Raw genomic sequence first — 23,814 nt, 5'->3', positions numbered from 1 at the left:
CTCGTGACGCCGCGATCGCCCACATGGTATGCGACGACGCGTCGATGCCGGCGGCTGTACGCCGTCCAGATCACCGCTCGCTGCCGTTTTTTTGGACGTAGGTGTAGATCTCGTCCATCTCGATGACGTCAGCCTCCCCGGTGTCGACAGGAGCGGCTTGCGCCAATTTCTGCTGCAGAGCCGCATGCTCCTTGCGGATCCACTTGAGGACCCCCGCCGGCGATGCACCCAGCACCCGGCCGATCGCCCGGATGCCCATGCCATTCATGTACATCTCGATCGCCAGGGCTTTCGTCTCGGCACTGAACCTRGGCTGGCTGTCGGTGCAGTATCGACCGCAGGCCCGGCACACATAGCGCTGATGGCCCGACTTGCGGCCCCGCTTGATCAGGTCGGTCCCCTCGCAAGCTGGACAACGCATCCTGTCCTCCCCATCCCACATCAAAGGAACACAGAAGAATCCAAAACGCGCCTTGTGTAAACAGTCCCCGCGTAGGCGGGGGTCCAGGGTACCAGGGACAAGCCGTAGTTTCGCGTGGCTCGGGACCCCCGCCTGCGCGGAGGTACGCCACGTGGGCAGTGGAGCGCAGGACGTTCGCGAAGGTCCGGCAAAGGCGGAGCCAACGGCGAGCCGCGATCTACCTCCGCCCGGCCGCCGCCTCGAAACCAGCCCTACGACAACCGCCGCCCGATCAACGTACCCTTGGTCCCGCGATTGACCAGTTCGAACCGGAAGTTCGGCCACCGCCGCCGCCACCGCTGCGCGACCACGCGCTCGCCCGGCCGTGCGCCGTCGTCAAGCATCACCACGCCGCCGACCGGCAAGCGATCGAACAGCGTCTCGGCCGCGCCGCGGACATAGGGATGGATCGTCCATGGCGGCCCGTCGATCAGCAGCAGGTCGACCTGATCGGGCAGCGTATCGATATCGTACCAGACGCCCGGCCAGTCCCCCGGCGATTCGACCAGCGGTGCTGCGCGCAGATCGGCGGCGATGCCGTGTTCGGCCAGCCATTCGCGCGTCGCGTCGACGAAGCCGGCATGCTGGTCGAAGCTGATCAGCTGCCCCCCGCCATGTTTGGCCAGCGCCGCGCCGGTCACCAGACTCGACGCGCCGGTGCCAAGCTCGACGACGGTGCGCGGCCGGCTGTCGGCGATCTGCTCGACGATCAGCGACAGATACCCGGTATCGGCCTTCCAACTGCCCAGATTGGGCAGCGCATCGGGGGCAAGGCCCAGTTCGGCCATCAACCGCGCCTTGTCGGCACGCTTGCCGCCCGACAGGCTGCGCAACAGCCACGGCCACTGGATCGCGCCGAACGCGATGGTGAACAGCTTGTCGGACAGGCTGCGGCGCAGTTCCTCGGGCCACAGGTCCGAATCGGCGAGCGGCAGCAACGAAGTCTTGGCACGCGAGGTCATGGCGTCTCTTGTTTTCGGCTCCGCCAGCGTGCGGACGGCCACTCGCTATACGGTTATGGCCCAAACGAAAAGGGCGGCCCGATACCGGACCGCCCCATCGGGATCGCAACTGGCCGCAAACCGGAACCTTTCGGTCCCGCGCGCGTGCGATGTCGTCCGAACGCAACTCCGGCCCACCTTTCCTGTCGACCACCCTAACACGATACGCCATGGGTGACAGGACGGGAAAACGGGCCGGCATCGCGAAGCGCACCCGGCCGGGCGCGCTTCCAGACGACGTTTAACGCTTCGAGAACTGGAAGCTGCGGCGGGCCTTCGCCTTGCCGTACTTCTTACGCTCGACCGCGCGGCTGTCGCGGGTCAGGAACCCGGCGGCCTTGACGGGCGCGCGCAGGATCGGCTCGTACCGGGTCAGTGCCTGGCTGATGCCATGCTTGACCGCGCCGGCCTGACCCGACAGGCCACCGCCCTTGACGGTGCAGATCACGTCATACTGACCATTGCGGTCGGCGACGCCGAACGGCTGGTTGATGACGAGGCGCAGCGTCGGACGGGCAAAATACACTTCCTGATCGCGACCGTTGATCGTGATCTTGCCCGAACCCGGCTTGATCCAGACGCGGGCAACGGCATCCTTACGACGGCCGGTCGCATAGGCGCGGCCATAGGCGTCGATTTCCTGCGCGCGCAGCGGCATCGTCGGACGGGGCGGCTCGACCGGAGCGACGGGTGCTTCCGCGCCATCGACCTGCGGGGCCGAAGCCTGCGGTGCGGCGGTCGGAGCCGGAGCCTGCTGGCCGGTCAGGTTGGCAAGGTCGGAAAGGGACTGGCGGTTGTCGGACATTATGCGCCCACCTTGTTCTTACGGTTCATGCCCGCGATGTCGAGAACCTCGGGGTTCTGCGCACCGTGCGGATGCTCGGTACCCTTGAAGATACGCAGGTTGCGCATCTGCTCGCGGCCCAGCGGTCCGCGCGGGATCATCCGCTCGACGGCCTTTTCGAGGACGCGCTCGGGGAAACGACCTTCGAGGACCTTCTCGGCGGTGACCGCCTTGATGCCGCCGGCATAGCCGGTGTGCTTGTAATAGGTCTTCGTCTTCGCCTTGTTCGAGGTGAAGCGGATCTTGTCGGCATTGATGACGACAACGTTGTCACCGCAATCGACGTGCGGGGTGAACGACGTCTTGTGCTTGCCGCGCAGCACGTTGGCGATGATCGACGCAGCGCGACCGACCACCAGGCCGTCGGCATCGACGATATGCCATTTCTTCTCCACCTCGTGCGGCTTGGCCGACTTGGTGGTCTTCATGAGCGCCTTCATGGGCGTTGGACCTTTCGGAAGATTAACGCGTCCGTTCCGAACCGGAGCGGTGCGAACGCTGGCCGAATGCCGAAAGGGGCCTCGGAAGTCAAGCAAACAGCGGCTTTGCTGACGGGTACCTAAATACCCGGTATCCGCCGGCCGGTCGCGTGCGCTGCCCAGGTGGTGGCGACGACCAGCATCGCACCGACCAACTGGTGCAGCGCCGCCACCTCGATCCGGACCCCGGTCATCACGGTCGAGATGCCCAGCAGGATCTGGACGCCGAACGCGATATGTACAACCTTCGCCACCTTCGGGTGCCCGGCCCGCTTGGCGGCCCGCGCCAGCACGATCAGCACCGCGACCGTCACCCACGCCCACCAGCGGTGGATGAAGTGAACGACATAGGGATCGTTGACGATCGCATCGAGCGGCGCGCGCGCCGCCCATTCGTCCGCCGGAAAGAACCGCCCGTTCATCAGCGGCCACTGGTCAGTGACCAGCCCGGCGTTCAGCCCGGCAACCCATGCCCCGAACAGCAGCTGGACGAACAGCACCAGCCCGGCAACCGCCCCGATCGTCGTCATCCGCGCCGGCTGCGCATGGCGATCGGCCGCCAGTTCGCGCAGGTCGAGCGCGGTCCACACCGTTCCGGCAAGGATCAACAGCGCGTTGAGCAGATGTACCGACAGCCGGATATGCGACACGTCGGTCCGCACCGACAGCCCCGACGCGACCATCCACCAGCCGATCGCACCCTGCAAACCGCCCAGCGCCAGCAGCGCTACCAACCGGCCCTTATACCCCGCCGGGATCGCCCGCCGGACCCAGAACCATGCCAGCGGCAGCGCAAATGCCAGCCCGATCACGCGACCGAGCAGCCGGTGGACATATTCCCAGAAGAAAATGCCCTTGAACTGCGCCAGCGTCATGCCCTGATTGAGCAGCTGATATTCGGGAATGCGCCGGTAATTGGCGAACTCCGCTTCCCATTGCGCGGCGTTCAGCGGCGGCAGGGTGCCCGACAACGGCTTCCATTCGGTAATCGACAGCCCGGATTCGGTCAGCCGGGTAATGCCACCGACCACGACCATCGCGACGATCAGTGCGGCCACCCACCACAGCCAGCGGGCGACTGCACCCGGCCGGGCGCGCGAGGGGAGGGGAGGAGCAAGCATCGTCGGCATTTAGCGTTCGCGTGGGTCGTTCGAAAGGGGCGTGTTTCGCTTTACCCGCCCCGGCTTGCCGCTACGGTGCGGCGATGCCGAAAGCCCGCCCATGACGATCGAAGCGCTGGTCGCGCGCTACGGCCTTGCCGCGCTGCTGCTCGGCGCGGGCATGGAGGGGGAGACGGTCGTCGTCCTCGGCGGGATCATGGTCGAGCGCGGCAGCCTGCCCTATGTCGGCGCGATCCTCGCGGCGGCGATCGGGTCGTTCATCGCCGACCAGCTCTTCTTCGCCGCCGGCCGCCGGTTTCGCGATCATCCGCGCGTGGTGCGATGGCGCGGCAAGCCGGCCTTCGCCCGGGCGCTGACCACGTTCGAGCGGCATCCGACTCTATTCGTTTTCGCCTTCCGCTTCCTCTACGGATTGCGCACCGTCAGCCCCGTCGCGATCGGCACCACCCGCCTGCCGCTGGCCCGCTTCGCGATCCTCAACGGATCGGCGGCGCTGCTATGGGCGACGATCTTCGTGTCGATTGGCTATTGGTTCGGCCATGGGCTCAGCGAACTGATCGGCCGCTGGCTGCCCTCATGGCAGGTGTTGGCGGGCGGCGGCATCGCGCTGGTGATATTAGGCGGTCTGACATGGTGGTGGAAACGGCGCATCTAAGCTCCTCCCCGCCCCGCGGGGAGGGGGACCAGCCATAGGCTGGTGGAGGGGCCTCGCCGCTGGCGCTCCGTTCGGGCATGCCCCCCCTCCACCATGCTGCGCATAGTCCCCCTCCCCATGAATGGGGAGGACCTAGTCCCCCTTGCGCCCCAGTTTCTCGACCCGCGCGATCACCTCTTCGCAAACTGCCGGGGACACGAACCTTACGATCGATCCGCCATACATCGCGATCTCCTTGACCAGCCGCGACGCGATCGGTTGCAGCGAGACGTCGGCCATCAGGAAGACCGTTTCGATCCGGTCGTTCAGCTGCTGGTTCATGCCCGCCATCTGATATTCATATTCGAAATCGGCGACGGCGCGTAAGCCCCGCACGATCACGCTCGCCCCCTGCCGCTCGGCAAAGGTCATCAGCAGCGCATCGAACGCCACGACGCGAATGTCGCCGCCAACGCCGGCAACCTCGCGCTCGACCATCGCCAGCCGTTCGTCGAGCGAGAACATCGGCGATTTCGACGGATTGGTCGTAACGCCGATGACCAGCCGGTCGACCAGCTTCGCGCCCCGCCGGATGATATCCATATGCCCGCGCGTGATCGGATCGAAGGTGCCGGGATAAACGCCGATGCGGGTCATATCTTTGTCAGTTCCACGGTTGCGCGGTCCGCCGCGATGAAAGTGATCGTACCGTATTCTTCGCTGTACCGGCCGGTCTCGTCGTAACGACTGCAACTAAACGGTTTGCCATTGCAGACGTAATCCGCTGAACGCAACAGTGCACCTCGCCAACGCGAGATACATTCTGACGGCGCGGTCACTGCAAGCGTGTTGCTGTAATCCTGCCAATTCGATTCCTGCGCGACATGTGCGACCACCGCGCCCGCACAGCTTGGCATTGCAGCCTGCGAACGCAGTTCTTCGTTCCAATCCACTTGCTCGCACCCGCCCAGCATCGCCGCAATGGCGATACCGGACGAAATGACGGCTCTCACCGATCGCGCTCCAGCACATAGCGGGCGATGGTACGCAGCAGATCGGCTTCGTGGCCGAAGTCGCGCAGATGCTCGATCGACTGCTCCACCAACATCCGTGCCTGTTCGCGCGCGCGATCGAGGCCGAGCAGCGACAGGAACGTTTCCTTGCCCGCCTCGCCGTCCTTGCGCAGCGCCTTGCCGACCGCCGCCTCGTCGCCCTCGACATCGAGAATGTCGTCGGCGATCTGGAAGGCGAGGCCGATGTCGCGCGCGAACCCGCGCAGCGACGTGCGCTGATCGGCGGGCAGCCGGCCGAGGATCGCGCCCGCTTCGACCGAACAGGCGATCAGCGCGCCGGTCTTCATCGCCTGCAACCGGGTGACGGTGTTCAGGTCGAAGCTCGTTTCCTCGGCCTCGAGGTCCATCGCCTGGCCGCCCGCCATGCCCGACGGGCCGGACGCATGGGCAAGGTCGGCGATCAGTTCGATGCGGACATGGCTGTCGGGATGCGTCGCCTCATGCGCCAGAATCTCGAACGCCAGCGCGTGCAGGCAATCGCCGGCAAGGATCGCGGTTGCTTCGTCATACGCCTTGTGCACCGTCGGCTTACCGCGACGCATGTCGTCGTCGTCCATCGCCGGCAGATCGTCGTGGACCAGGCTGTAGACATGAATACACTCGATCGCGAGCGCGGCGCGCGCGGCTCGGTTCCGCTCGACATTGAACAGACGTGCGGTCGCGAACACCAGGAGTGGTCGCAGCCGTTTGCCGCCGCCGATCGCGGCATGGCGCATCGCGCGGTACAGGTTCGCGCGCGGGTCGCCGGGGACCGGCAACAATGCGTCGAACTGGCGATCCATCTCTGCCGAGACTTCGCGAAGGGCGGCGTTCAGCGACACCGGCGGCGCGATCGTCGCCATTATTGTGCGTCGAACGGTTGGGTCGAGGCGCGCCCTTCGGCATCGACCCGGATCGCCTCGATCCGCGCCTGCGCCGCATCGAGCCGCGCGGCACATTGCGCGCGCAACAGGTCGCCCCGCGCATAGAGGTCGATTGCGGTCTGGAGGTCTTCCTGACCTGTCTCCAACCGGCTTACGATCCCTTCGAGTTCGCGGAGCGCATCTTCGAAGGACAGGGCGGAAACATCACGTTCGTCGGACATAAGCGACGCTATGGGGCAGGGGGCGGGGCGATTGCAACCGGGGCGTGCCGATCCCGTTGGATTATGGGTTTGAATGGTCTCAAGGATGGCGGCGATCGCGAAATTGCGCTCAACCTTGTGGGCTTCCCAATTGCGACGTCTCAGCGGTAGTAGCAGCGGAACCGCAGGTTGTCGGGAAGGTGTTTTGTGAGCGTCGATTTCTACGTTGCAGTACCTGCTACCAACTGGCCGACCGCCGCTGCCGTACAGAAGTGCATGACGGACCGAGGGTTTCCCGTCGTAATAAAACGCTTCCCGGTCCTCGACGGCTTCGGCGTGGTGGGTGACGGAGTACTTGCGGTGATCGACGGCAAAGATGTCTATCTCGAAGGGGAGCTTGCCCCGGCTTCTGTCATGTCCGAGGAGGTTAAGGACGTGAACGACCGCCTGAAGAGCATGGCAGTGTCCGAACGCATCGATGCGAGGGATGCGGTCATGAGCATTCATATTACCACGCCGAATGAAATGCGCGTCACGAGCTATGTAATTTCGGCGTTGATCGTCTGTTTCGAAGGGTTTGGTTTTGAACCGCAGGGCAACACCTATGGTCGCAAAGACTTTGCTGACGATCTCATTCGCGGCTTGGCGGTGCTCAAGGGTTTGTAGTCGAAAAACTTCCTAAACAGAACGACCCTTCTTGGTTCACGGGACGCGATCTATCAGGGGTATCGGAGGTGCGTCCCAATCGCATCCCAAGCCGGCTGCTTCGCCGCTACGCCGACGGTATGCAGCGGGCTGCTCGACGGCAACGCCAGCGTCTCGACGCCGGCAACAATGCCGCGTCCGGCCTTCCACGCCGTCCCGCCATTGAACGCCACCAGCCGCAACGCGGGCAGGGTCGCGATCAGCGCCGCCACGTCGTTCGCGGTCGCATCGCGGATCGCGGCGTCGCTGCTGCCCGGCCGGGTCGCGCTCGCCACCACGTCCCATAGCCCAATCCCCGCCGTCCGGAGCGCTGAAAGCCGGGCCTCATACGCAAGCGCAGGGAGGTCGACCCCGACCACCGGCGACAGCAATCGCCAGAACTGGTTCTGCGGATGCGCGTAATAGCGTCCCGCTGCAAGCGACGCGTCGCCCGGCAGACTGCCGAGGATCAGCACGCGCGTCCCCGTATCGACGACCGGCGGGAACGACGCCTTGCGCGTCACACCGCCTGTCCCACCGCCCACCCGCTCGACCATGCCCATTGGAAATTATAGCCGCCGAGCCAGCCGGTCACGTCGACCGCCTCGCCGATCACATACAGGCCGGGCAGGTGCTTTGCCGCCATCGTCTTCTGGTTCAGGCCATCGGTCGCGACCCCGCCGACGGTCACCTCGGCCTTGGCGAAGCCTTCGGTGCCGTCGGGATGGAATTGCCAGCCCGACAGCCGCCGTTCGATATCGCCCAGCACGGCATCGCGCGCATTGCCGAGTTCGCCCGTCACCGCAAACTTCGCCGCCAGTGCCTCGGCGAGCCGGTCGGGCAGGGCCGCGCCCAATGCCGAACGCAGCCCGGCACGCGGGCGCGCCCGCTTGGTGGCGAGCAGCCAGCCCGGCGGCTGGTCGGGCACGAAATCGATCGTGACCGCCTCGCGATGCCGCCAATAGGACGATGCCTGCAGGATCGCCGGTCCCGACAGCCCACGATGGGTGAACAGCGCCGCCTCGCGAAACGTCGCCTTGCCCGCGCCCGCGACGACCTCGGTCGCGACCCCCGACAATTCGCGGAACAGCGCGTCCCCGGGCGGCAGCGTCAACGGCACCAGCGCCGGCCGCGGCTCGACCAGCTTCAGGCCGAAACGCTTGGCAAGATCATAGGCAAAGCCGGTCGCGCCGAGCTTGGGGATCGAAGGCCCGCCGGTCGCGATGACCAGCGCCGGGGCCGTCGCGTCGTGATCGCCATGGCGCACGGTGAAGACGCCATCGGCATGGGTCACGTCGCGGATCGGCTGGCCCAACCGGATATCCGCCCCCGCCGCCTCGTCCAGCAGCATCGCCACGATCTGCCGGGCCGATCCGTCGCAAAAGAGTTGCCCGAGCGTCTTGTCGTGCCACGCGATGCCGTACCGGTCGACCAGCGCGATGAAGTCCTGCGCAGTATAGCGGCCCAGCGCCGACCGCGCGAATTGCGGGTTGGCCGAGATATAACGGTCCCAACTGGTCCCGACATTGGTGAAGTTACAACGCCCGCCACCCGAAATGACGATCTTGCGTCCCGGCTCCGGCGCATGGTCGACGACCAGCACCCGCCGCCCGCGTTGTGCGGCGATGCCGGCACAGAACAGGCCCGCGCCGCCCGCGCCGAGGATGATGACGTCGTGACTGGTCATCCCCGGCCCTTCGCACGGGCGGCAGGTGAGGTGAAGGGGTCAGCCCCGCACCACGACCTTCATCAATTGTCCCGGCACCAGCCGCGCGCCGTCTTCCAAGCCGTTCAGCGTCAGGAAGCGGTCGCGCTGGAAATCGGGATAGGCCATTTGCCGGCTGAGCGAGTCGACCGTGTCGTTCGCTTTCACCGTGACGATGCGGATGCGCTTGCCGACGATCGCATTCGCCTCGGCCTGGCTTAGTGTGCCGAAGCTGTCGAGCAGCGATTCGAACGGGCCGATGCCGCGTCCGGCGGGCGTGACGATCTGGAAATAATAGGTCGCCGATGGATAGCGATAGGCGACGACGGTGACGTCGACCGCCTGATTGTTCGCGTTCGCGCGCACCGTGCCGATCGCCGCTTCGGTGCCGTTGATCCGCGTCCGCTCCGGCTCGCCGACATTCTGCGCGCCCAGCGCCGTCAGCCGCTGGCGCACGATGCTCGCCGGATCGCCCGCTGGCCCCATTCGGAACTCGGCCTGTCCGCCTTGCCCGGCGATGGTCACCGCATCGGTGCCGTTCTGCAACGCATAGCCGGCAGGCGCGGTGAAGCGGACGCGCAGCGCGGGGTGTTTGAAGGTCGTGCCGTCGATCACGCCCTGCGCGGGATCATCGTCATAGCGCAGCCCGTCCAGCATCCGCAGATAGGTCACGTCCTGCGCCGGCTGCGTCGTTGCGCGGCCCGCCTGCTGCGCCAGTGCCTGTGCGCGCCGGACGCGATCGGCGCCATTGGGGTGGGTGCTCATCCACGTCGGTACGGCATTGCCGCCCCGTCCGCTGGTCTGCGCCGCCAGCGCCTGCGCTTCGTTCAGCTGGACCAGTGCGTCGGCCATGCCCGACGGCGCATAGCCCGCCGCCGTCGCATAGCGGACGCCGAACTGATCGGCCTGATATTCCTGATTGCGGCTGTACGACAGGGTGTAGAGCTGCGACCCGACCCCGGCGATCCGCCCGACCAGATCGCTGCCCGTCACCGCCCCCAGTAGCGTCGCGCCCAGCGTGCCGAGCGTCGACCGCGTGCTGCGCGAATTGCTATGGCGGGCGGCGACATGGCCGACCTCATGTCCCATCACCGCCGCCAGTTCCGCTTCGCTGTTCATCAGCGCCAGCAACTGCCGCGTGATGTAGACATAGCCGCCGGGGATCGCGAAGGCGTTCTCGACCGGCGAATTGAGCAGCGTCACCGTGAAGTCGCCGCTGGCGTTCGACAGGCCCGACTGCACCGCCACCCGCTTGCCGACGCGCTCGACATAGGCGGACTGCGGCCCCGAATAGCGGCCGCCATATTGCGCCAGCAACTGCGGATTGGCCTGCGCGCCCTGCGCCCGGTCGTTCTGCGAGATCGATCGCGTCTGCGCCGCCACCGGCGTCGTGATCGTCGCGGCGCACAGCATGGCCGCGGTCCAGATCCGTGTCGTCATCGTGCCTATTCCCCGTTCAGTCTTGCCCGAAAATACGTTGCGATACGACAACGGTTCCGTCGCTCAGCTGAACAACTCGCCCGGCGCACCCGCTGGCGGGCGGAACAGGTCGCAGCGCAGCGGTGCATGGCCGCCGGTCAATCCATTGCGGCGACAGGCGATGGCGGAGCGCGTCGCCAGCAACTGCCCCCACACGCCTTGCCCGCGCATCCGCGAATGGAATGCCGGATCATTGTCGCGCCCGCCGCGCAGCGACCGGACGATCGCCATCACCTTTCCCGCGCGATCGGGAAAGTGGGTGTCCAGCCATGCACGGAACAGCGGTGCGACCTCGTGCGGCAGGCGTACCGGCAGGAAATATGCGCCTTTCGCGCCCGCTTCGGCCGCCCGCGCGATCAAATGTTCGACCTCGTGATCGGTGATCGCGGGAATGACCGGCGAGATCGAGACATAGGTCCGGATCCCCGCCGCGCTCAGCTTCGCGACCGCGTCCAGCCGCTTGGCCGGATGCGGCGCACGCGGCTCCAGCGTCCGCGCGATCACCGGATCGAGCGACGTCACCGACAGCGTGACGCTGACCAGCCCCCTGGCCGCCATTGGGGCCAGCAGGTCGATGTCGCGCACCACACGGTCGGATTTGGTCGTGATCGTCAGCGGATGATTCGTCTCCGCCAGCACCGCGATACAGTCGCGCGTGATCCGCCATTCGCGCTCGATCGGCTGATAGGGATCGGTATTCGTCCCCATCGCGATCGGCCGCGCGACGTAGCCGGGCCGGGCGAGTTCGCGACTCAGCAACGCCGCCGCATCGGGTTTGGCGAACAGCTTCGTCTCGAAATCCAGCCCCGGCGACAGGTTGTGATAGGCGTGGGTCGGTCGCGCGAAGCAATAGATGCAGCCATGTTCCTACGCATATACGGTTGTGTTTTCTTGTTTTACAAAGCCTTAGTAAGCCTCTGCCGATTTTGCGTAGGGCATATCCGAAAAGGGTAGCGGTGCTCCGCTGTGTCCCCACACGAAGTGCTCGTCCTTTAGAAGCCAGTGATAGAGATTTCGGAACTTGTAGTCCGGATGTATTTTGACGCTAACCCCTCCTCGGCGGTCCTTGTCCAAAGAAAATAATGGAAGAACATGCGGGAAAAACTCCGCAGCGCCGGGGCGGCCGGCGAAGTGTGCCGCAGTAATCGATACTACCAAGTCAGCTATCTGAAGTGTGCGCGATAAGGCAAACGGCATACTAAGGATCGGACAAGCTAATCGGTTAAAAGCGGCATAGTCGCTGCCCGATGCGACCATGTCTGCGCATACCGTAAGATATTTCTCCTCACTGACAAAATTGCCGCCGGGCCTATCTATAATGACCAATCCAGTGTCGTCTGTTCGAAGTTGTTTTTGAAAGCGTTCCAACGTGAGCAGTAGCGCAGACATTTCGTGAGTCTCAGCGCCACCCAAAGGGGACGTTTTTTTGCCGCACATTGAGACTAATGCGAAAACGTCAAAATCCTTCGCGATCGCTAAAACTGAACGAACGAGCGCAGCACGCTGATCTGGTTCAAGGTTGCGTTTGATCCATCCGTTCTTCGGAGGATTCCACTTGAAAGGCTCATTCTCCGGCAGGCCAAACTGCTTCAGGCATTCCTCATTAATCCGCTTGTTCAGGTCCGATGCTTTATTAGCAGCAACAGCGACGCCTCCGATCGCGACAAGGTCGTCCATGCCATCCCGTGGAGCGTCATTTTGTTTCGAATCGTCAAGGAAGAGGAGGTGAGTTTGCCCGGTCATAGAGAGCCCATTGTCGTGGAGAGAGGCAAATTGCCGAATAGGTTGTAATGAACTCTTAACCCAATTCCCTTTGACCGGACGGGCAACGCTGCTCGTTAACCATAATCAACGGGGGCCATGCTCGCAGCCGCGATACGGGTTGATACTCCGATCGAACGGCATGTCCGGCGACGTGTTCCGGGCGATGATCGTGCGTGGCTGTTCGATCGTCACCGTCGTCCGCAGGACCGGTTCCGCGCCGTCCACCGTCTCCCGCCAATCGAGCCAGTCGCCGTCCGCATCGCGAGACGGCAGCGCGAAGCGGTTGCTTACCGCATTCTCGGTCGCTCCACGGGCAGGACGGTTGCGCATTGCGCGATCCTACGTCGTTGATTAGAACGTAGCAAGAACAAGAGCGAGGAAGCGATATGGCGCGATTGAACTATCTGGAGCTGCCGGTCGCCGCGACCGGACCGGCGGCGGATTTCTACGCGAAGGTGATGGGCTGGACCTTCACCGGCTACGGCCCGGATTATGCCGCGACGACGACCGGCGACACCGATGTCGGGCTCGATGCCGATACGGTGCTGAAGGTCATGCTGCCCGTTATTCAGGTCGACGACCTCGAAGCGACGCTGGCTGCGGTCGAAGCCGCCGGGGGCACGATCGTCGAGCCGATCTTTGCGTTTCCGGGCGGTCGCCGGTTCCACTTCCGCGATCCCGACGGGCATGTGCTCGCGGCGATGGTGCCCGAATAACCCTATCGTTCGAGCAGGCGCGGCATCAGTTCGACGAAATTGCACGGCCGGTGGCGGCTATCGAGCTGTTCGGCGAGGATGCCGTCCCAGCCATCCTTCACCGCGCCGGTCGATCCGGGCAGCGCGAACACATAGGTGCCGCGCGCGACACAGGCGATGGCGCGCGACTGGATCGTCGAGGTGCCGATCTTGGCATAGCTTTGCCAGCGGAACAGTTCGCCGAAGCCGGGGATCAGCTTGGTCGCGATCCGCTCGACCGCTTCGGGCGTCACGTCGCGGCCGGTGACCCCGGTGCCGCCGGTGGTGATGATGCAGTCGATCGCCGCGTTGTCGATCCACTGGTTCAGTTGCGCGACGATCGTGTCGATATCGTCGCGCACGATCGCGCGGGCGGCAAGGACATGGCCCGCCCCCTCGACGCGCGCGACCAGCGTGTCGCCCGACCGATCCTCGGCCAGCCCCCGCGTGTCCGATACGGTCAGAACCGCGATCCGCACGGGCACGAATGCCCGGCTTGCATCAATTGGCATCGGCGACGCGCGTCCGGCCGGTCTTGCTCACGCGGATCGCGGTGGCACCCGGCAGACCGGGGAATTTCGGCCACATCCCCTGCGCCAGCGCGGCGCGGCTGGCCGACGGCTTGCCCGCCTGCTTCTCATACATCCAGTAGTTGCGCAGCACGGTCATGACGTACCCGCGCGTCTCCCAATAAGGGATCGATTCGATATACATCAGCGGATCGCCACCGTCGCGCAACTGGACGTTCCATGCCTCGACCGGGGTCGGCCCGGCATTATAGGCGGCGATCACCTTGGGCAGCAGCCCGCCGGTGAACGGCCGGTCGCGCAACTGCTCCAGATAGCTTTGCCCCACCGCCATATTGACCTGCGGTTTCGACAGCGCCGATTTTTCCAGCTGCAATCCGTGCGCGCGGGCATAGTCGGTCAGCGCACCGGGCCGGATTTGCATCAATCCCGTCGCCCCCGCCGGGCTGACGACACCGGCATCGAACCGCGATTCCTGCAAGGTGTGCGCGAACACCAGCGCCTTGTCGACGCGCCAGCCGCCCTCGGGCGTCCAGTCGGGGGCGGGATAGCGCGCCTCGACCAGCGGCCGGGCACCCTGCGGTCCGTTGTGCGACAGCCACAATTGCGTCGCGGGCAGGTTCAGGCTGCCGCACAGCCGGGTCAGCGCCGGATAGTCGCCCGCGCCGCCGATCCGCGCCTGATATCGCAGCAACTTGTCGGCCAGCGCACCTTCGCCGATCTCGGTCAGCGCCGCGGCGACCTTGACGTTCGACCGTCGCTCCAGCGCGCGCCAGTCGTCGGTCGCCGGCGCGCGCGCCGCGGCATCGGCCCCGTCGATCAGCCCCAGCGCCTGTCGCGCCAGCAACCCGTAATAGGTTTCGCCATATTGCGCCGCCGTCTGCAACCGCCCCTGCACCAGGTCGGGCCGCCCGCACGCAATATCGGCGCGTGTCGCCCAGTACAGCCCGGCCGAGCGCAATTCGGTATCGCCCGCGCGCTGCGCGACGCTGGCAAAGGCGGTCTGGGCCGCCGCGCAATCCTGTTGCCGCCACGCCGCCAGCCCCTGCGTCCAGTCGGCCTGTGCCGCCCAGTCGCCCGAGCCGCGCTGCGCCACCGCCGCCAGCCGGCGGGCATTGGCATCGTCGCCCGCCACGAAATAGATCCACGCGACCCGCCCGCGCATCTCGGTCAGCGCTTCGGGCGTCAGGTCCGATTCGCGCGTGGCGATCAGCGCTTCGGCGGCGGCACCGTCATCGACCTTCACGAACGGCTTCATCGCGTCGAGCAGTTGCGCGGCGGCCGCGTCGCTGCGGGCCGCCTTGGCGCGCAGCCGCACCGGCGCGGCATCGAACCATACCAGCTTCTGCTGCGTCGGCAGTTCGGGCACGGCATCGGCCCCGCGCAGCTTGGCGAGGCGGGCAAGATCGGGGGCGTGCGGCAGGTCCGGGGCCTCGGTCAGCAGCGCCAGCAATTGCGGCAGCTCGACCTTCGGCGACCCCTTGGCCGTATAGAGTTCGGCACGGGCGACGGCATGCAGCGGCCCCGGCTTCATCGCGTCGAGCCGCAATTGCGCATCGGCCCAGCGCCCGGCGCGGATCGCCGCGAACACCTGCGTATAGGCATCGCGATCTTCGGGCGACAATTGCGGCGGCACCCGCGCGTCGACCGGGGTCCGCGCGACGCTCGCCAGCGTCGGTGCTTCGCCGGCATAGGCGGGTAGGGCGGGCAGCATCAGCGCCGCGAACACGATGGGGGTCAGCTTCACGTGGTCGTTTCCCTGGTAAGCAACTGCAAATGCCGCCAGCTTTCCGCCTTGGCCAAGGGCCGCTCCAACAGGAAGCGCGGATGGAAAGTGGCGATGGCGGGGCAGTCTATGCCATCATGGTGAAGGGTCCGTAAACCTCCGCGTTGCCCGTCCGGCCCCAGCAGGGCTCGGCACGGTTCCGCGCCGAACAGCAACAGCCTGCGCGGGGCGACCAGCGTCACCAGCCGCCGTGCCAGATCGTCGAGCGTCGCCTGCGCCTCGTCCGGCACCCGTCCGGCCAGCGGCCGCGCCTGTGCGACCCCGGCGATCGTCACCGCACCCCGGTCCAGCCCGATCGCCGCGAGCATCCGGTCGAGCAGCATGCCGACCGGACCGGTCATCCAGCCCGTTTCCGCCGAATCATCGGCTTCGGGCAGGTCGGTCAGAATCATCAGCGCCGGATTTTTTGTCCGGGCGACGGTCAGGCGTTCGCCATTCCATCCCGCCTCGGGCGCGGCATCGCCCATGCGCCATGCCAGAAACGCATCGAGCGTGTCGGGCGGCAGGTCGGCGGCCGGCATCGACGCTACGGCAGCGGGCGCTCGGGTAGGGACAGGGGCCGCGAACCAGTCGCGCAGTTCGTCCTCGACCAGCGTGTCGACACCGGCATCCTGCCACCATTCCAGTGCGCTGGCTGCGGCTTCGTGCCACTGGATATGCTGGTCCGCCCCCATGTCGCCTTTAACGCTCTCCTTGACCTCCCCGTCAATCTGCCCAAATCGTGGGGAGGACAGGGCGTTGCAGCGACGCGACGATACGGGCAGCGCGCAGCGCCCGCGATGAGGATGAAAGATGAGCGAACGGGAATCGATGCCCTATGACGTCGTGATCGTCGGCGCGGGGCCTGCCGGCCTGTCCGCGGCGATCCGGCTGAAGCAGATGGCGGCGGACGCGGGCGAGGAACTGGCCGTGTGCGTGCTGGAAAAGGGATCGGAGGTCGGTGCCCATATCCTGTCGGGCGCGGTGTTCGATCCGCGCGCGATGGACGAACTGCTGCCCGAATGGCGGACGATGGGCTGCCCGATGGCCGAAGTGCCGGTGACCGAAAACCATCACTGGCTGTTGTCCGAAACCGACAGCAGCGAGGTGTCGCACCGCATCCTGCCGCCGTTCATGCAGAATACCGGCACCTATACCGGGTCGCTCGGCAATATGTGCCGCTGGCTGGCCGAACAGGCCGAGGGGATGGGCGTCGAGATCTTCCCCGGCTTCGCGGCGGCGGAAATCCTGTATCATGCGGATGGTTCGGTGAAGGGCGTCGCGACCGGCGACATGGGCGTAGCGCGTGACGGCACGCACAAGCCCGACTGGCAGCCCGGCCTCGAACTCCATGCCAAATATACGTTTTTCGCCGAAGGGGTGCGCGGGCATCTGTCCAAACAGATCATCCGCACCTTCGATCTGGCGCGCGACAGCCAGCCGCAGGTCTATGGGCTGGGGATCAAGGAACTCTGGGACATTCCGGCCGAGAACCATGTCCCCGGCCGCGTGATCCATACGCAGGGCTGGCCGCTCAGCGAAACGCGCGGGAGCAATGGCGGCGGCTTCCTGTATCATCAGGCGAATGGGCAGGTCGCGCTTGGCTTCGTAACGTGGCTGAATTACTCCAACCCCTATCTCTCTCCCTTCCATGAAATGCAGCGGTGGAAGACCCATCCGGCGATCGCTGCCATCCTGAAGGGCGGCAAGCGCGTGTCCTATGGCGCGCGCGCGATCAACGATGGCGGGTGGCAGTCGGTGCCGAAGCTGACCTTCCCCGGCGGCGTGCTGGTCGGCTGTTCGGCGGGCTTCCTGAACGTGCCGCGGATCAAGGGCATCCATACCGCGATGAAGTCGGGCATGATGGCCGCCGAAGCTGCCTTTACCGCGGTGCGCGACGGGCGGCAGGGCGACGAACTGACCGCCTATACCGCCGCCTATGAGGCGAGCTGGGTGTATCAGGAGCTGCGCACCGTCCGCAACGTCGTGCCGCTGGTGAAGAAATTCGGCGATTTCGTCGGGTCGGGCGTCGCCAACGCGACGATGTGGGCGGAGCATTGGGGGCTGCGGATGCCGTTCACCATGGGCCACCATCCCGATCACGAAAGCCTGTGGCGCAAGGATCAGGTGCAGCCGATCGCCTATCCCAAGCCCGATGGCGTGCTGAGCTTCGATCGCCTGTCCTCGGTGTTCCTGTCGAACACCAATCATGAGGAGGATCAGCCGGTCCATCTGACGCTGAAAGACCCCGACGTCCCGGTCAAATATGACCTGCCGCTCTATGATGAACCCGCGCAACGCTATTGCCCGGCGGGCGTATATGAGATCGTCGGGGCGGAGAGCGACGATCCCAAATTCGTCATCAACGCGCAGAACTGCGTCCACTGCAAGACGTGCGACATCAAGGACCCGACGCAGAACATCAACTGGGTGGTGCCGGAAGGCGGCGGAGGACCGAATTATCCGAACATGTAGTATCGGCCTGCTGGTGGCGGCGCTGGTCGCGTCGCCGGCCGCCGCCGACACCCCGCTCGCTGCCTATGCCCGTGCTCGCGCTGCCGATGCCGATGGCCGGGTGACGATCGCGGCGCAGGGCTATGCACAGGCGCTGGCGGCACAGCCGTCGGATCCGGTCATCGCCGTGCGGACACTGCGGGAGGCGCTGGCGAGCGGTGACCTGGCGCTGGTCCGCCGCGCCGGGGCGGTGCTGCGCGCCGCCGATGTCGCGCCGCCCGATCTCGACATCCTCGGCCTCGCCGATGCCGTCGTCCGGCGCGACGTGGCCGGACAGCGGATGGCGCTGACCCGACTGGCGGGATCGCCGCTGGGCTTCCTCGCGCCGCTGCTGGCCGAATGGGTCGATCAGCCCGCGCCGACGATCGCCGGCGACGGCGGCGCGATCCCCCGCCGCTATGCCGCCGAGAACCGCGCGCTGCGCCTGCTCGCGACCGGACAGACGGCGGAAGGCGTAGCTGCAGTCCGTGCCCTGCTGACCACCGGCGGCAACGACGCCGATCTTCGCCTGAACGCCGCGCAACTGCTGGCGCGGGCAGGCGATGGTACGACGGCGCGCGCACTGCTTGCCGGTGGCGACCCCGTCCTGTCGCGCAGCGCGGCCGTGCTTGGTCGGGGCAGCAAAGGCGATGCCCGCTTCGGCATTTCCCGCCTGTTCGCGCGCATGGCCGGCGACCTGTCGGCCGAGGGGACCGAACCGCTGGCGATCATGCTCAGCCGCTCGGCGCTCCAACTTGACCCGAATTTTTCCCGCGCCCGGCTCGCGCTGGCTGACGCGCTCGCCCGCAGCGAAGCGACGGCGGAAGCGCAGGCGACGCTGGCGGCGATCCCCGCCGACGATCCGTTCGCGACCAGCGCCGCCGCGCTCGCCATCGTCATCCAGCAGCGCGCCGGCAAACCCGATGCGGCATTGGCGCTGGCCGCCAGACAGGCCGATCGCCTCGACGCGACCACCGCCGGCCTGCGCCGCTATGCCGATCTGCTGCTCGAAACCGGTCGGGCGGGGGAAGCCGCCGCCGTCTATGCCCGCGCCATGGCCCGGCCGGGCGCGGCGAACGACTGGTCGCTCTATCTGCAACGCGGCGCGGCGCTCGACCGTGCCGGCGACTGGGCGGGGGCGCTGCCGATGCTGCGCCGCGCGGTCGAACTGGCCCCGCAGGAACCCGCCGCGCTCAACTATCTCGGCTATGCGCAGGTCGATCGCGGCGAGAATGTCGTCGAAGCGACGCGCATGCTCGAACAGGCCCATGCGCTTGCGCCCAAGGACCCGGCGATCGCCGATTCGCTCGGCTGGGCAAGGTTCCGGGCCGGCAACCTGACCGCCGCGCTGCCGCTGATCGAAGGGGCCGCGCGCGAAGCGCCCGACGATGTCGAGATCAACGAACATCTCGGCGACGTCTATTGGAACGCCGGTCGCCGGGTCGAGGCGCGCTACGCATGGCGGGCGGCGTCGGTCGAGGCGGAGGGCGCGGATGCGGCCCGATTGGCGAGCAAGCTTGCGAACGGACCCGCTTCGTCGCAACGCTGATCCGATGATCGTCGAACCCGCTCCCGCCAAGCTCAACCTCGCGCTCCATGTCCGCGCCCGGCGCGCCGATGGCTATCACGACCTCGAAACGCTGTTCGCGTTCGTCGCCGATGGCGACACGGTGACGCTAACCCCCGCCGCGCACGACGGCTTCACCATCACCGGCCCGTTCGCCGCCGGTTTGAGCGGGGAGGGCGACAATCTTGTCACCCGCGCGCGCGACGCGTTTCGGACGACCTTCGGCTCCGGCGACCGGTTCGCGATCCTGCTCGACAAGCATCTGCCGGTCGCATCGGGCATCGGCGGTGGATCGGCGGATGCCGCCGCGACGCTGCGCGGGATGGCGCGGCTGTACGGCGCGGCGCTCGACGATCCGGCGCTGATGGCGATCGCCGACCGACTCGGTTCGGATGTTCCCGCCTGTCTGGTCGGGCGCACGATGATCGGGCGCGGACGCGGCGAGCGACTGACCCCGATCGATGCGCCAACGCTGCCGGTGTTGCTGGTCAATCCCGGCGTCGCCGTGTCGACCGCGCAGGTCTTTGCCGGATGGGACCGCATCGATCGCGGTCCGATCGCGGAGGGCGATGCGCTGACGATCGCGTTGGCCGGTCGCAACGATCTCGAACCGCCCGCCCGCGCACTGGCACCCGCGATCGACACCGTGCTCGCCCTGCTGAATGCCGCGCCGGGCGTCAGCCTCGCGCGCATGTCCGGATCGGGCGCAACCTGCTTCGCGCTATTCGACTCCGCCGCCGCCCGCACCGACGCCGCCGCCACCATCCGGACCGCACAGCCCGGCTGGTGGTGCCTCGAAACGAACCTCGCGTGACGGCGGTTCGTATCGAAACGGGGCAGGGTGAGCCATTCCCTCCCGGCGATCGACCTGGCACGAAGATTGTATGGCAAGGGGCGCGGATCAAACGCTACGAGCGGATCGTCCGTGGGCGGTCTCTCCGGACGCCGCCCACTTTTCCCCGATGATCGGGGTTACGCAGGGCGAGCAGGTCGCCACGATCTGGCTGGCACGGGGGAGCGCAAGGAACGCGCTGTCGATCGCGCACTGGCACGATCTCGCCGCCGCGGTTGCCGATCTTGCCGCCGGCGACGCCCGCGCCGTCCTGATCGCCTCGCGTGAACCGGGCATCTTCTCGGCCGGTGCCGACATCGCCGAGTTCGCCGAACTGCAATGCCAGCCCGACCGCGCCACCGCCTTCCGCAAAGCACTGTCCGCCGCGATCGAGGGTGTCGCCGCGCTGCCGATGCCGGTCATCGCCGCAGTCGATGGCGGCTGTTTCGGCGCAGCGGTCGCGCTGATCCTCGCTTGCGACATCGTCGTTGCCGGCGACGACGCGCGCTTCGCGGTTCCGCCCGCGCGGCTCGGCATCCACTATCCGCCCGCCGACGTCGCCCGCCTGACCGCCGCTGTCGGGCGGGGGCATGCCGCCCGGCTGCTCTTCACCGGCGACGCCATCGCCGCCGATGAAGCACTGGCGATCGGCCTGATCCACCACCGCGCCCCCGCGGCACTCCCGCTCGCCATGCAGTTGGCCACCCGAATTGCCGCAAACGCCCCGCAAGCCGTGCGCGGCCTCAAGCGTTCGCTCGACGCCGAACCCGGTGGCGAGGCCCGGTTCGACGCCGCCTTTGCCGGCCCCGAACTGCGCGAAGGGCTCGCCGCCTTCCAGTCCCGCCGCCCGCCGGAGTTTCCATGACCGATCATCTCCCCGGCCGCGACACGTCGCTGCTGCTGCTCTGCGATCACGCCTCGGCATTCGTCCCGCCCGATATCGCCATCGCGCCCGAATTGCTGTCGTTGCATATCGGCGTCGATATCGGGGCAGGACCGCTGACCCACGCACTCTCGGCCAGTCTCGATGCGCCCGCGATCCTCGGCACCGTCTCACGGCTGGTCATCGACCTTCACCGCCAGACCGACCATCCCGGCCTGATCCCCATCGTTTCCGACGGCCATGCCATCCCGGCCAATATTGATGCCGACCGTGCCGATCGCATCGCCCGCTTCCACGCCCCCTATCACCGCGCCATCCGCGCGCAGGTTCGCCGCGACCGCCCGCGCCTGATCGTCGCGATCCACAGCTTCACCCGCCAGCTCGAAACCGGCGACGGCCCACGCCCGTGGGAAGCCGGCATCCTCTATGGCCGCGACGACCGCGCCGCCCGCATCGCGATCGATTTCCTCCGCGCGCAGGGCATTCCGACCGGCGATCAGCAGCCCTATTCCGGCCGTCTGCTCAACGCGACGCTCGACCGTCATGCCAATGGAGAGGGTATTGCGTCGCTATCGGTCGAGATCCGCAACGACCTGATCGCCGATGCCGCCGGCGTCGCCCGATGGTGCGCCATCCTGACCGAGATGATCGCCGTCGTGCGCAACGGACTTGCGCTGAACGCTCCGGCTGCGCAATAGGCTGTCGCCATGACCCAGCAATTCGACAAGTCGCGGCTGCCGAGCCGCCATGTTTCCGTCGGCCCCGAACGCGCGCCGCATCGCAGCTATTATTACGCGATGGGCATTGCCGAAGAGGACATCGCCAAGCCCTTCGTCGCGCTGGCCTCCGCCGGCAACGACAGCGCGCCGTGCAACACGACGCTCGATTTCCAGGCCGATGCCGCCCGCGAAGGTGTCATAGCCGGCGGCGGGATGCCGCGCCGCTTCAACACCATCACCGTCACCGACGGCATCGCCATGGGTCATCAGGGGATGAAATCCTCGCTGGTCAGCCGCGAAGTCATCGCCGATTCGGTCGAATTGTCGGTCCGCGGCCATTGCTACGACGCGCTGGTCGGCTTTGCCGGCTGCGACAAATCGCTGCCCGGCATGATGATGGCGATGCTCCGGCTGAACGTGCCGTCGATCTTCGTCTATGGCGGATCGATCCTGCCCGGCCGGTTCGAGGACCGTGACGTCACCGTCGTCGACGTGTTCGAAGCGGTCGGCCGTTATGCCGCCGGCACCTGTCCGCTGCACGATCTGACCGCGCTCGAAAAGGTAGCTTGTCCCGGCCACGGCGCTTGCGGGGGTCAGTTCACCGCCAACACCATGGCATGCGTCGGCGAAGCGATCGGCCTGTCGCTGCCCAACTCCAACATGGTGCCCGCCCCTTATCGCAGCCGGGAAGAGATCGCGATTGCCGCGGGCAAGCAGGTCATGGAACTGGTCCGCCTGAACCTACGCCCGCGTGACATCGCCACCCGCGCTGCCTTCATCAACGCCGCACGCGTCGTCGCCGCGACCGGCGGCTCGACCAACGCCGCGTTGCACCTGCCGGCGATGGCGTCCGAAGCCGGCATCGACTTCGACCTGTTCGATGTGGCGGAAGCTTTTAAATCAACGCCTTACGTCGCCGACCTCAAGCCCGGCGGTAAATATGTCGCCAAGGATATGTATGAGGCCGGTGGCGTCTACATGCTCATGAAGACGATGCTGACCAACGACCTGCTCGACGGCAACTGCATGACCGTCACCGGCAAGACACTGGGCGAGAATATCGACGAAGTAACGTGGAACCCCGATCAGAAGGTGATCTACGACGTGAAGACGCCGTTGTCGCCGACCGGCGGCGTCGTCGGCCTGCGCGGAACGCTCGCCCCCAATGGCGCGATCGTGAAGGTCGCCGGCATGAAGCGGCTGCAATTCACGGGACCCGCACAGGTTTTCGATTGCGAGGAGGACGCCTTCGCCGCCGTCGAGGCGCGCAGCATCAAGGAAGGATCGGTCGTCGTGATCCGCTATGAAGGGCCGAAGGGCGGTCCCGGCATGCGCGAGATGCTGTCGACCACCGCCGCGCTCTACGGCCTCGGCATGGGCGAAAGCGTCGCGCTGATCACCGATGGCCGCTTTTCGGGGGCGACGCGCGGCTTCTGCATCGGCCATGTCGGTCCCGAAGCGGCAGAGGGTGGTCCGATCGCGCTGGTCGAGGAAGGCGATATCATCACCATCGATGCCGAAGCCGGTACCATCGACCTCGACGTCGCCCCCGACGTGCTCGCCGACCGCCGCGCGAAATGGCAACCACGCGTCAACGACTATCAGGCAGGGGCACTGTGGCGCTATTCGACGACGGTCGGCCCGGCCTATCAGGGCGCGGTGACCCATCCGGGTGCCAAGGCCGAGCGCCACGTATACGCCGACATCTGACGGGATCGCCTTGTCGATGTCGTGACGCGGCGAAGGTAGGGTAACTGCGAAAGTACTTATCCCCCGCCTTGTCCCGTACTCCCATTTAGGTGCGGGCAGGGGGATACCCTTGGCCGTCATGATCCGCGACATTGCGTACCCCCGCGCAGGCGGGAGTGTTCACGTCGGACTCTGTAGACGTTTTCTGGCGAGGAAGATGTCGAGGGTGATCTCGAGCATCTGTTGGGTCTTGGAGGCGCGTTTGGTTCGGCGGTTGAAGCGGGCCAGCATGTCGCGG

25 protein-coding genes and 2 pseudogenes are annotated in these 23,814 nt (G+C 66.5%); 9 read left to right on the top strand and 18 right to left on the bottom strand.

All coding sequences use genetic code 11. The features are described from left to right. Nucleotides 1-70: 70 nt before the first annotated feature. From ASE50_RS17320 to ASE50_RS17300, 5 genes are all read right to left on the bottom strand, one after another. Nucleotides 71-421, bottom strand: a complete 351-nt coding sequence (locus ASE50_RS17320; protein WP_156347436.1) for a transposase-like zinc-binding domain-containing protein — start codon at nt 419-421, stop codon at nt 71-73. Between the two features lie 251 nt (nt 422-672). After that, complete coding sequence (locus ASE50_RS17315; protein WP_056403566.1) at nt 673-1,422, bottom strand: class I SAM-dependent methyltransferase; 750 nt, start codon at nt 1,420-1,422, stop codon at nt 673-675. A gap of 280 nt (nt 1,423-1,702) precedes the next feature. Then, a complete protein-coding gene (rpsI, locus tag ASE50_RS17310; protein ID WP_082439100.1) occupies nt 1,703-2,266 on the bottom strand; it encodes a 30S ribosomal protein S9 in 564 nt (187 codons plus the stop codon). After that, a complete protein-coding gene (gene rplM / locus ASE50_RS17305; RefSeq protein WP_082439099.1) occupies nt 2,266-2,745 on the bottom strand; it encodes a 50S ribosomal protein L13 in 480 nt (159 codons plus the stop codon). The genes rpsI and rplM overlap by 1 nt, the downstream gene beginning before the upstream one ends. 119 nt (nt 2,746-2,864) lie before the next feature. Continuing rightward, the gene (locus ASE50_RS17300) at nt 2,865-3,905 is read right to left on the bottom strand and encodes a COX15/CtaA family protein (protein WP_056403908.1); all 1,041 of its coding nucleotides are present in this window, start codon (nt 3,903-3,905) and stop codon (nt 2,865-2,867) included. A gap of 100 nt (nt 3,906-4,005) precedes the next feature. Between ASE50_RS17300 and ASE50_RS17295 the strand changes: the two genes are divergently transcribed. After that, a complete protein-coding gene (locus ASE50_RS17295) occupies nt 4,006-4,560 on the top strand; it encodes a DedA family protein (RefSeq protein ID WP_056403564.1) in 555 nt (184 codons plus the stop codon). A 132-nt stretch (nt 4,561-4,692) separates the two neighbouring features. Here the strand turns inward: ASE50_RS17295 and coaD are convergent, their stop codons facing one another. Genes coaD through ASE50_RS17280 form a run of 4 tightly spaced genes read right to left on the bottom strand, consistent with a single transcriptional unit; the run spans nt 4,693 to nt 6,696 of the window. Continuing rightward, a complete protein-coding gene (gene coaD / locus ASE50_RS17290) occupies nt 4,693-5,196 on the bottom strand; it encodes a pantetheine-phosphate adenylyltransferase (protein WP_056403561.1) in 504 nt (167 codons plus the stop codon). Beyond that, nucleotides 5,193-5,552: a hypothetical protein gene (locus tag ASE50_RS18910; RefSeq protein ID WP_156347435.1), complete on the bottom strand. Its 360-nt coding sequence runs from the start codon at nt 5,550-5,552 to the stop codon at nt 5,193-5,195. Before ASE50_RS18910 ends, coaD begins: the two co-directional genes overlap by 4 nt. Then, the gene (locus ASE50_RS17285) at nt 5,549-6,454 is read right to left on the bottom strand and encodes a polyprenyl synthetase family protein (protein ID WP_056403558.1); all 906 of its coding nucleotides are present in this window, start codon (nt 6,452-6,454) and stop codon (nt 5,549-5,551) included. Before ASE50_RS17285 ends, ASE50_RS18910 begins: the two co-directional genes overlap by 4 nt. Next, nucleotides 6,454-6,696 (bottom strand): exodeoxyribonuclease VII small subunit, encoded by a 243-nt coding sequence (locus ASE50_RS17280; RefSeq protein ID WP_055999565.1) that lies wholly within the window; start codon nt 6,694-6,696, stop codon nt 6,454-6,456. Before ASE50_RS17280 ends, ASE50_RS17285 begins: the two co-directional genes overlap by 1 nt. 186 nt (nt 6,697-6,882) lie before the next feature. Between ASE50_RS17280 and ASE50_RS17275 the strand changes: the two genes are divergently transcribed. Continuing rightward, the gene (locus ASE50_RS17275; RefSeq protein ID WP_156347434.1) at nt 6,883-7,341 is read left to right on the top strand and encodes a hypothetical protein; all 459 of its coding nucleotides are present in this window, start codon (nt 6,883-6,885) and stop codon (nt 7,339-7,341) included. 53 nt (nt 7,342-7,394) lie between these two features. Here ASE50_RS17275 and ASE50_RS17270 read toward each other — a convergent pair whose 3' ends face one another. From ASE50_RS17270 to ASE50_RS17250, 6 genes and pseudogenes are all read right to left on the bottom strand, one after another. Then, nucleotides 7,395-7,883 (bottom strand): DNA-deoxyinosine glycosylase, encoded by a 489-nt coding sequence (locus ASE50_RS17270; protein ID WP_235512420.1) that lies wholly within the window; start codon nt 7,881-7,883, stop codon nt 7,395-7,397. After that, nucleotides 7,880-9,046: an NAD(P)/FAD-dependent oxidoreductase gene (locus tag ASE50_RS17265; protein ID WP_056403548.1), complete on the bottom strand. Its 1,167-nt coding sequence runs from the start codon at nt 9,044-9,046 to the stop codon at nt 7,880-7,882. Before ASE50_RS17265 ends, ASE50_RS17270 begins: the two co-directional genes overlap by 4 nt. Nucleotides 9,047-9,085: 39 nt before the next feature. Continuing rightward, complete coding sequence (locus ASE50_RS17260) at nt 9,086-10,504, bottom strand: M48 family metalloprotease (RefSeq protein ID WP_200909531.1); 1,419 nt, start codon at nt 10,502-10,504, stop codon at nt 9,086-9,088. 63 nt (nt 10,505-10,567) lie between these two features. Continuing rightward, nucleotides 10,568-11,410: pseudogene (locus ASE50_RS17255) on the bottom strand (PA0069 family radical SAM protein); the annotation flags it as partial. Between the two features lie 39 nt (nt 11,411-11,449). Continuing rightward, nucleotides 11,450-12,220, bottom strand: a complete 771-nt coding sequence (locus tag ASE50_RS18905) for a hypothetical protein (protein WP_156347433.1) — start codon at nt 12,218-12,220, stop codon at nt 11,450-11,452. A gap of 180 nt (nt 12,221-12,400) precedes the next feature. Beyond that, a pseudogene (locus ASE50_RS17250) lies at nt 12,401-12,637 on the bottom strand (radical SAM protein); the annotation flags it as partial. Nucleotides 12,638-12,693: 56 nt separating this feature from the next. Between ASE50_RS17250 and ASE50_RS17245 the strand changes: the two are divergent. After that, nucleotides 12,694-13,023: a VOC family protein gene (locus ASE50_RS17245; protein WP_056403541.1), complete on the top strand. Its 330-nt coding sequence runs from the start codon at nt 12,694-12,696 to the stop codon at nt 13,021-13,023. A gap of 2 nt (nt 13,024-13,025) precedes the next feature. Here the strand turns inward: ASE50_RS17245 and moaB are convergent, their stop codons facing one another. From moaB to ASE50_RS17230, 3 genes are read right to left on the bottom strand one after another with little or no spacing between them, the layout of a single operon-like run. Beyond that, nucleotides 13,026-13,553: a molybdenum cofactor biosynthesis protein B gene (moaB, locus tag ASE50_RS17240; protein WP_056403539.1), complete on the bottom strand. Its 528-nt coding sequence runs from the start codon at nt 13,551-13,553 to the stop codon at nt 13,026-13,028. Further along, a complete protein-coding gene (locus tag ASE50_RS17235) occupies nt 13,543-15,282 on the bottom strand; it encodes a lytic transglycosylase domain-containing protein (RefSeq protein WP_056403900.1) in 1,740 nt (579 codons plus the stop codon). Before ASE50_RS17235 ends, moaB begins: the two co-directional genes overlap by 11 nt. 29 nt (nt 15,283-15,311) lie before the next feature. After that, complete coding sequence (locus ASE50_RS17230) at nt 15,312-16,028, bottom strand: uracil-DNA glycosylase family protein (RefSeq protein ID WP_056403536.1); 717 nt, start codon at nt 16,026-16,028, stop codon at nt 15,312-15,314. Between the two features lie 118 nt (nt 16,029-16,146). On the opposite strand from ASE50_RS17230, the gene ASE50_RS17225 reads away from it, so the two are divergent. From ASE50_RS17225 to ilvD, 6 genes are all read left to right on the top strand, one after another. After that, nucleotides 16,147-17,808 carry an electron transfer flavoprotein-ubiquinone oxidoreductase gene (locus ASE50_RS17225; protein WP_056403534.1) on the top strand — a complete coding sequence of 554 codons (1,662 nt, stop codon included), beginning with the start codon at nt 16,147-16,149 and terminating at the stop codon, nt 17,806-17,808. Between the two features lie 13 nt (nt 17,809-17,821). Then, complete coding sequence (locus tag ASE50_RS17220) at nt 17,822-19,375, top strand: tetratricopeptide repeat protein (RefSeq protein WP_235512419.1); 1,554 nt, start codon at nt 17,822-17,824, stop codon at nt 19,373-19,375. A 4-nt stretch (nt 19,376-19,379) separates the two neighbouring features. Continuing rightward, on the top strand, nt 19,380-20,207 hold the full coding sequence (locus tag ASE50_RS17215; RefSeq protein ID WP_056403531.1) for a 4-(cytidine 5'-diphospho)-2-C-methyl-D-erythritol kinase: 828 nt from the start codon (nt 19,380-19,382) through the stop codon (nt 20,205-20,207). Between the two features lie 148 nt (nt 20,208-20,355). Further along, nucleotides 20,356-21,090: an enoyl-CoA hydratase/isomerase family protein gene (locus tag ASE50_RS17210; protein WP_056403528.1), complete on the top strand. Its 735-nt coding sequence runs from the start codon at nt 20,356-20,358 to the stop codon at nt 21,088-21,090. After that, on the top strand, nt 21,087-21,806 hold the full coding sequence (locus tag ASE50_RS17205) for an N-formylglutamate amidohydrolase (protein ID WP_056403527.1): 720 nt from the start codon (nt 21,087-21,089) through the stop codon (nt 21,804-21,806). The genes ASE50_RS17210 and ASE50_RS17205 overlap by 4 nt, the downstream gene beginning before the upstream one ends. Before the next feature lie 9 nt (nt 21,807-21,815). After that, nucleotides 21,816-23,537, top strand: coding sequence for a dihydroxy-acid dehydratase (gene ilvD / locus ASE50_RS17200; RefSeq protein WP_056403524.1), 1,722 nt, complete (start codon nt 21,816-21,818; stop codon nt 23,535-23,537). Nucleotides 23,538-23,814: the final 277 nt, after the last annotated feature.

It is taken from the genome of Sphingomonas sp. Leaf5, assembly GCF_001421155.1.
Lineage (GTDB): Bacteria > Pseudomonadota > Alphaproteobacteria > Sphingomonadales > Sphingomonadaceae > Sphingomonas.
The sequence above is the reverse complement of the archived record's forward strand: the minus strand, read 5'-3'. Positions and strand labels throughout refer to the sequence as shown.

Excerpts from the sequence above, each read along its gene's own strand:
- ASE50_RS17315 (WP_056403566.1), bottom strand. The coding sequence starts at position 1,422 with ATGACCTCGCGTGCCAAGACTTCGTTGCTGCCGCTCGCCGATTCGGAC.
- rpsI (WP_082439100.1), bottom strand. The coding sequence starts at position 2,266 with ATGTCCGACAACCGCCAGTCCCTTTCCGACCTTGCCAACCTGACCGGC.
- rplM (WP_082439099.1), bottom strand. The coding sequence starts at position 2,745 with ATGAAGGCGCTCATGAAGACCACCAAGTCGGCCAAGCCGCACGAGGTG.
- ASE50_RS17300 (WP_056403908.1), bottom strand. The coding sequence starts at position 3,905 with ATGCTTGCTCCTCCCCTCCCCTCGCGCGCCCGGCCGGGTGCAGTCGCC.
- ASE50_RS17295 (WP_056403564.1), top strand. The coding sequence starts at position 4,006 with ATGACGATCGAAGCGCTGGTCGCGCGCTACGGCCTTGCCGCGCTGCTG.
- coaD (WP_056403561.1), bottom strand. The coding sequence starts at position 5,196 with ATGACCCGCATCGGCGTTTATCCCGGCACCTTCGATCCGATCACGCGC.
- ASE50_RS17285 (WP_056403558.1), bottom strand. The coding sequence starts at position 6,454 with ATGGCGACGATCGCGCCGCCGGTGTCGCTGAACGCCGCCCTTCGCGAA.
- ASE50_RS17280 (WP_055999565.1), bottom strand. The coding sequence starts at position 6,696 with ATGTCCGACGAACGTGATGTTTCCGCCCTGTCCTTCGAAGATGCGCTC.
- ASE50_RS17265 (WP_056403548.1), bottom strand. The coding sequence starts at position 9,046 with ATGACCAGTCACGACGTCATCATCCTCGGCGCGGGCGGCGCGGGCCTG.
- ASE50_RS17260 (WP_200909531.1), bottom strand. The coding sequence starts at position 10,504 with ATGACGACACGGATCTGGACCGCGGCCATGCTGTGCGCCGCGACGATC.
- ASE50_RS18905 (WP_156347433.1), bottom strand. The coding sequence starts at position 12,220 with ATGGACGACCTTGTCGCGATCGGAGGCGTCGCTGTTGCTGCTAATAAA.
- ASE50_RS17245 (WP_056403541.1), top strand. The coding sequence starts at position 12,694 with ATGGCGCGATTGAACTATCTGGAGCTGCCGGTCGCCGCGACCGGACCG.
- moaB (WP_056403539.1), bottom strand. The coding sequence starts at position 13,553 with ATGCCAATTGATGCAAGCCGGGCATTCGTGCCCGTGCGGATCGCGGTT.
- ASE50_RS17235 (WP_056403900.1), bottom strand. The coding sequence starts at position 15,282 with ATGCTGCCCGCCCTACCCGCCTATGCCGGCGAAGCACCGACGCTGGCG.
- ASE50_RS17230 (WP_056403536.1), bottom strand. The coding sequence starts at position 16,028 with ATGGGGGCGGACCAGCATATCCAGTGGCACGAAGCCGCAGCCAGCGCA.
- ASE50_RS17225 (WP_056403534.1), top strand. The coding sequence starts at position 16,147 with ATGAGCGAACGGGAATCGATGCCCTATGACGTCGTGATCGTCGGCGCG.
- ASE50_RS17215 (WP_056403531.1), top strand. The coding sequence starts at position 19,380 with ATGATCGTCGAACCCGCTCCCGCCAAGCTCAACCTCGCGCTCCATGTC.
- ASE50_RS17210 (WP_056403528.1), top strand. The coding sequence starts at position 20,356 with ATGATCGGGGTTACGCAGGGCGAGCAGGTCGCCACGATCTGGCTGGCA.
- ASE50_RS17205 (WP_056403527.1), top strand. The coding sequence starts at position 21,087 with ATGACCGATCATCTCCCCGGCCGCGACACGTCGCTGCTGCTGCTCTGC.
- ilvD (WP_056403524.1), top strand. The coding sequence starts at position 21,816 with ATGACCCAGCAATTCGACAAGTCGCGGCTGCCGAGCCGCCATGTTTCC.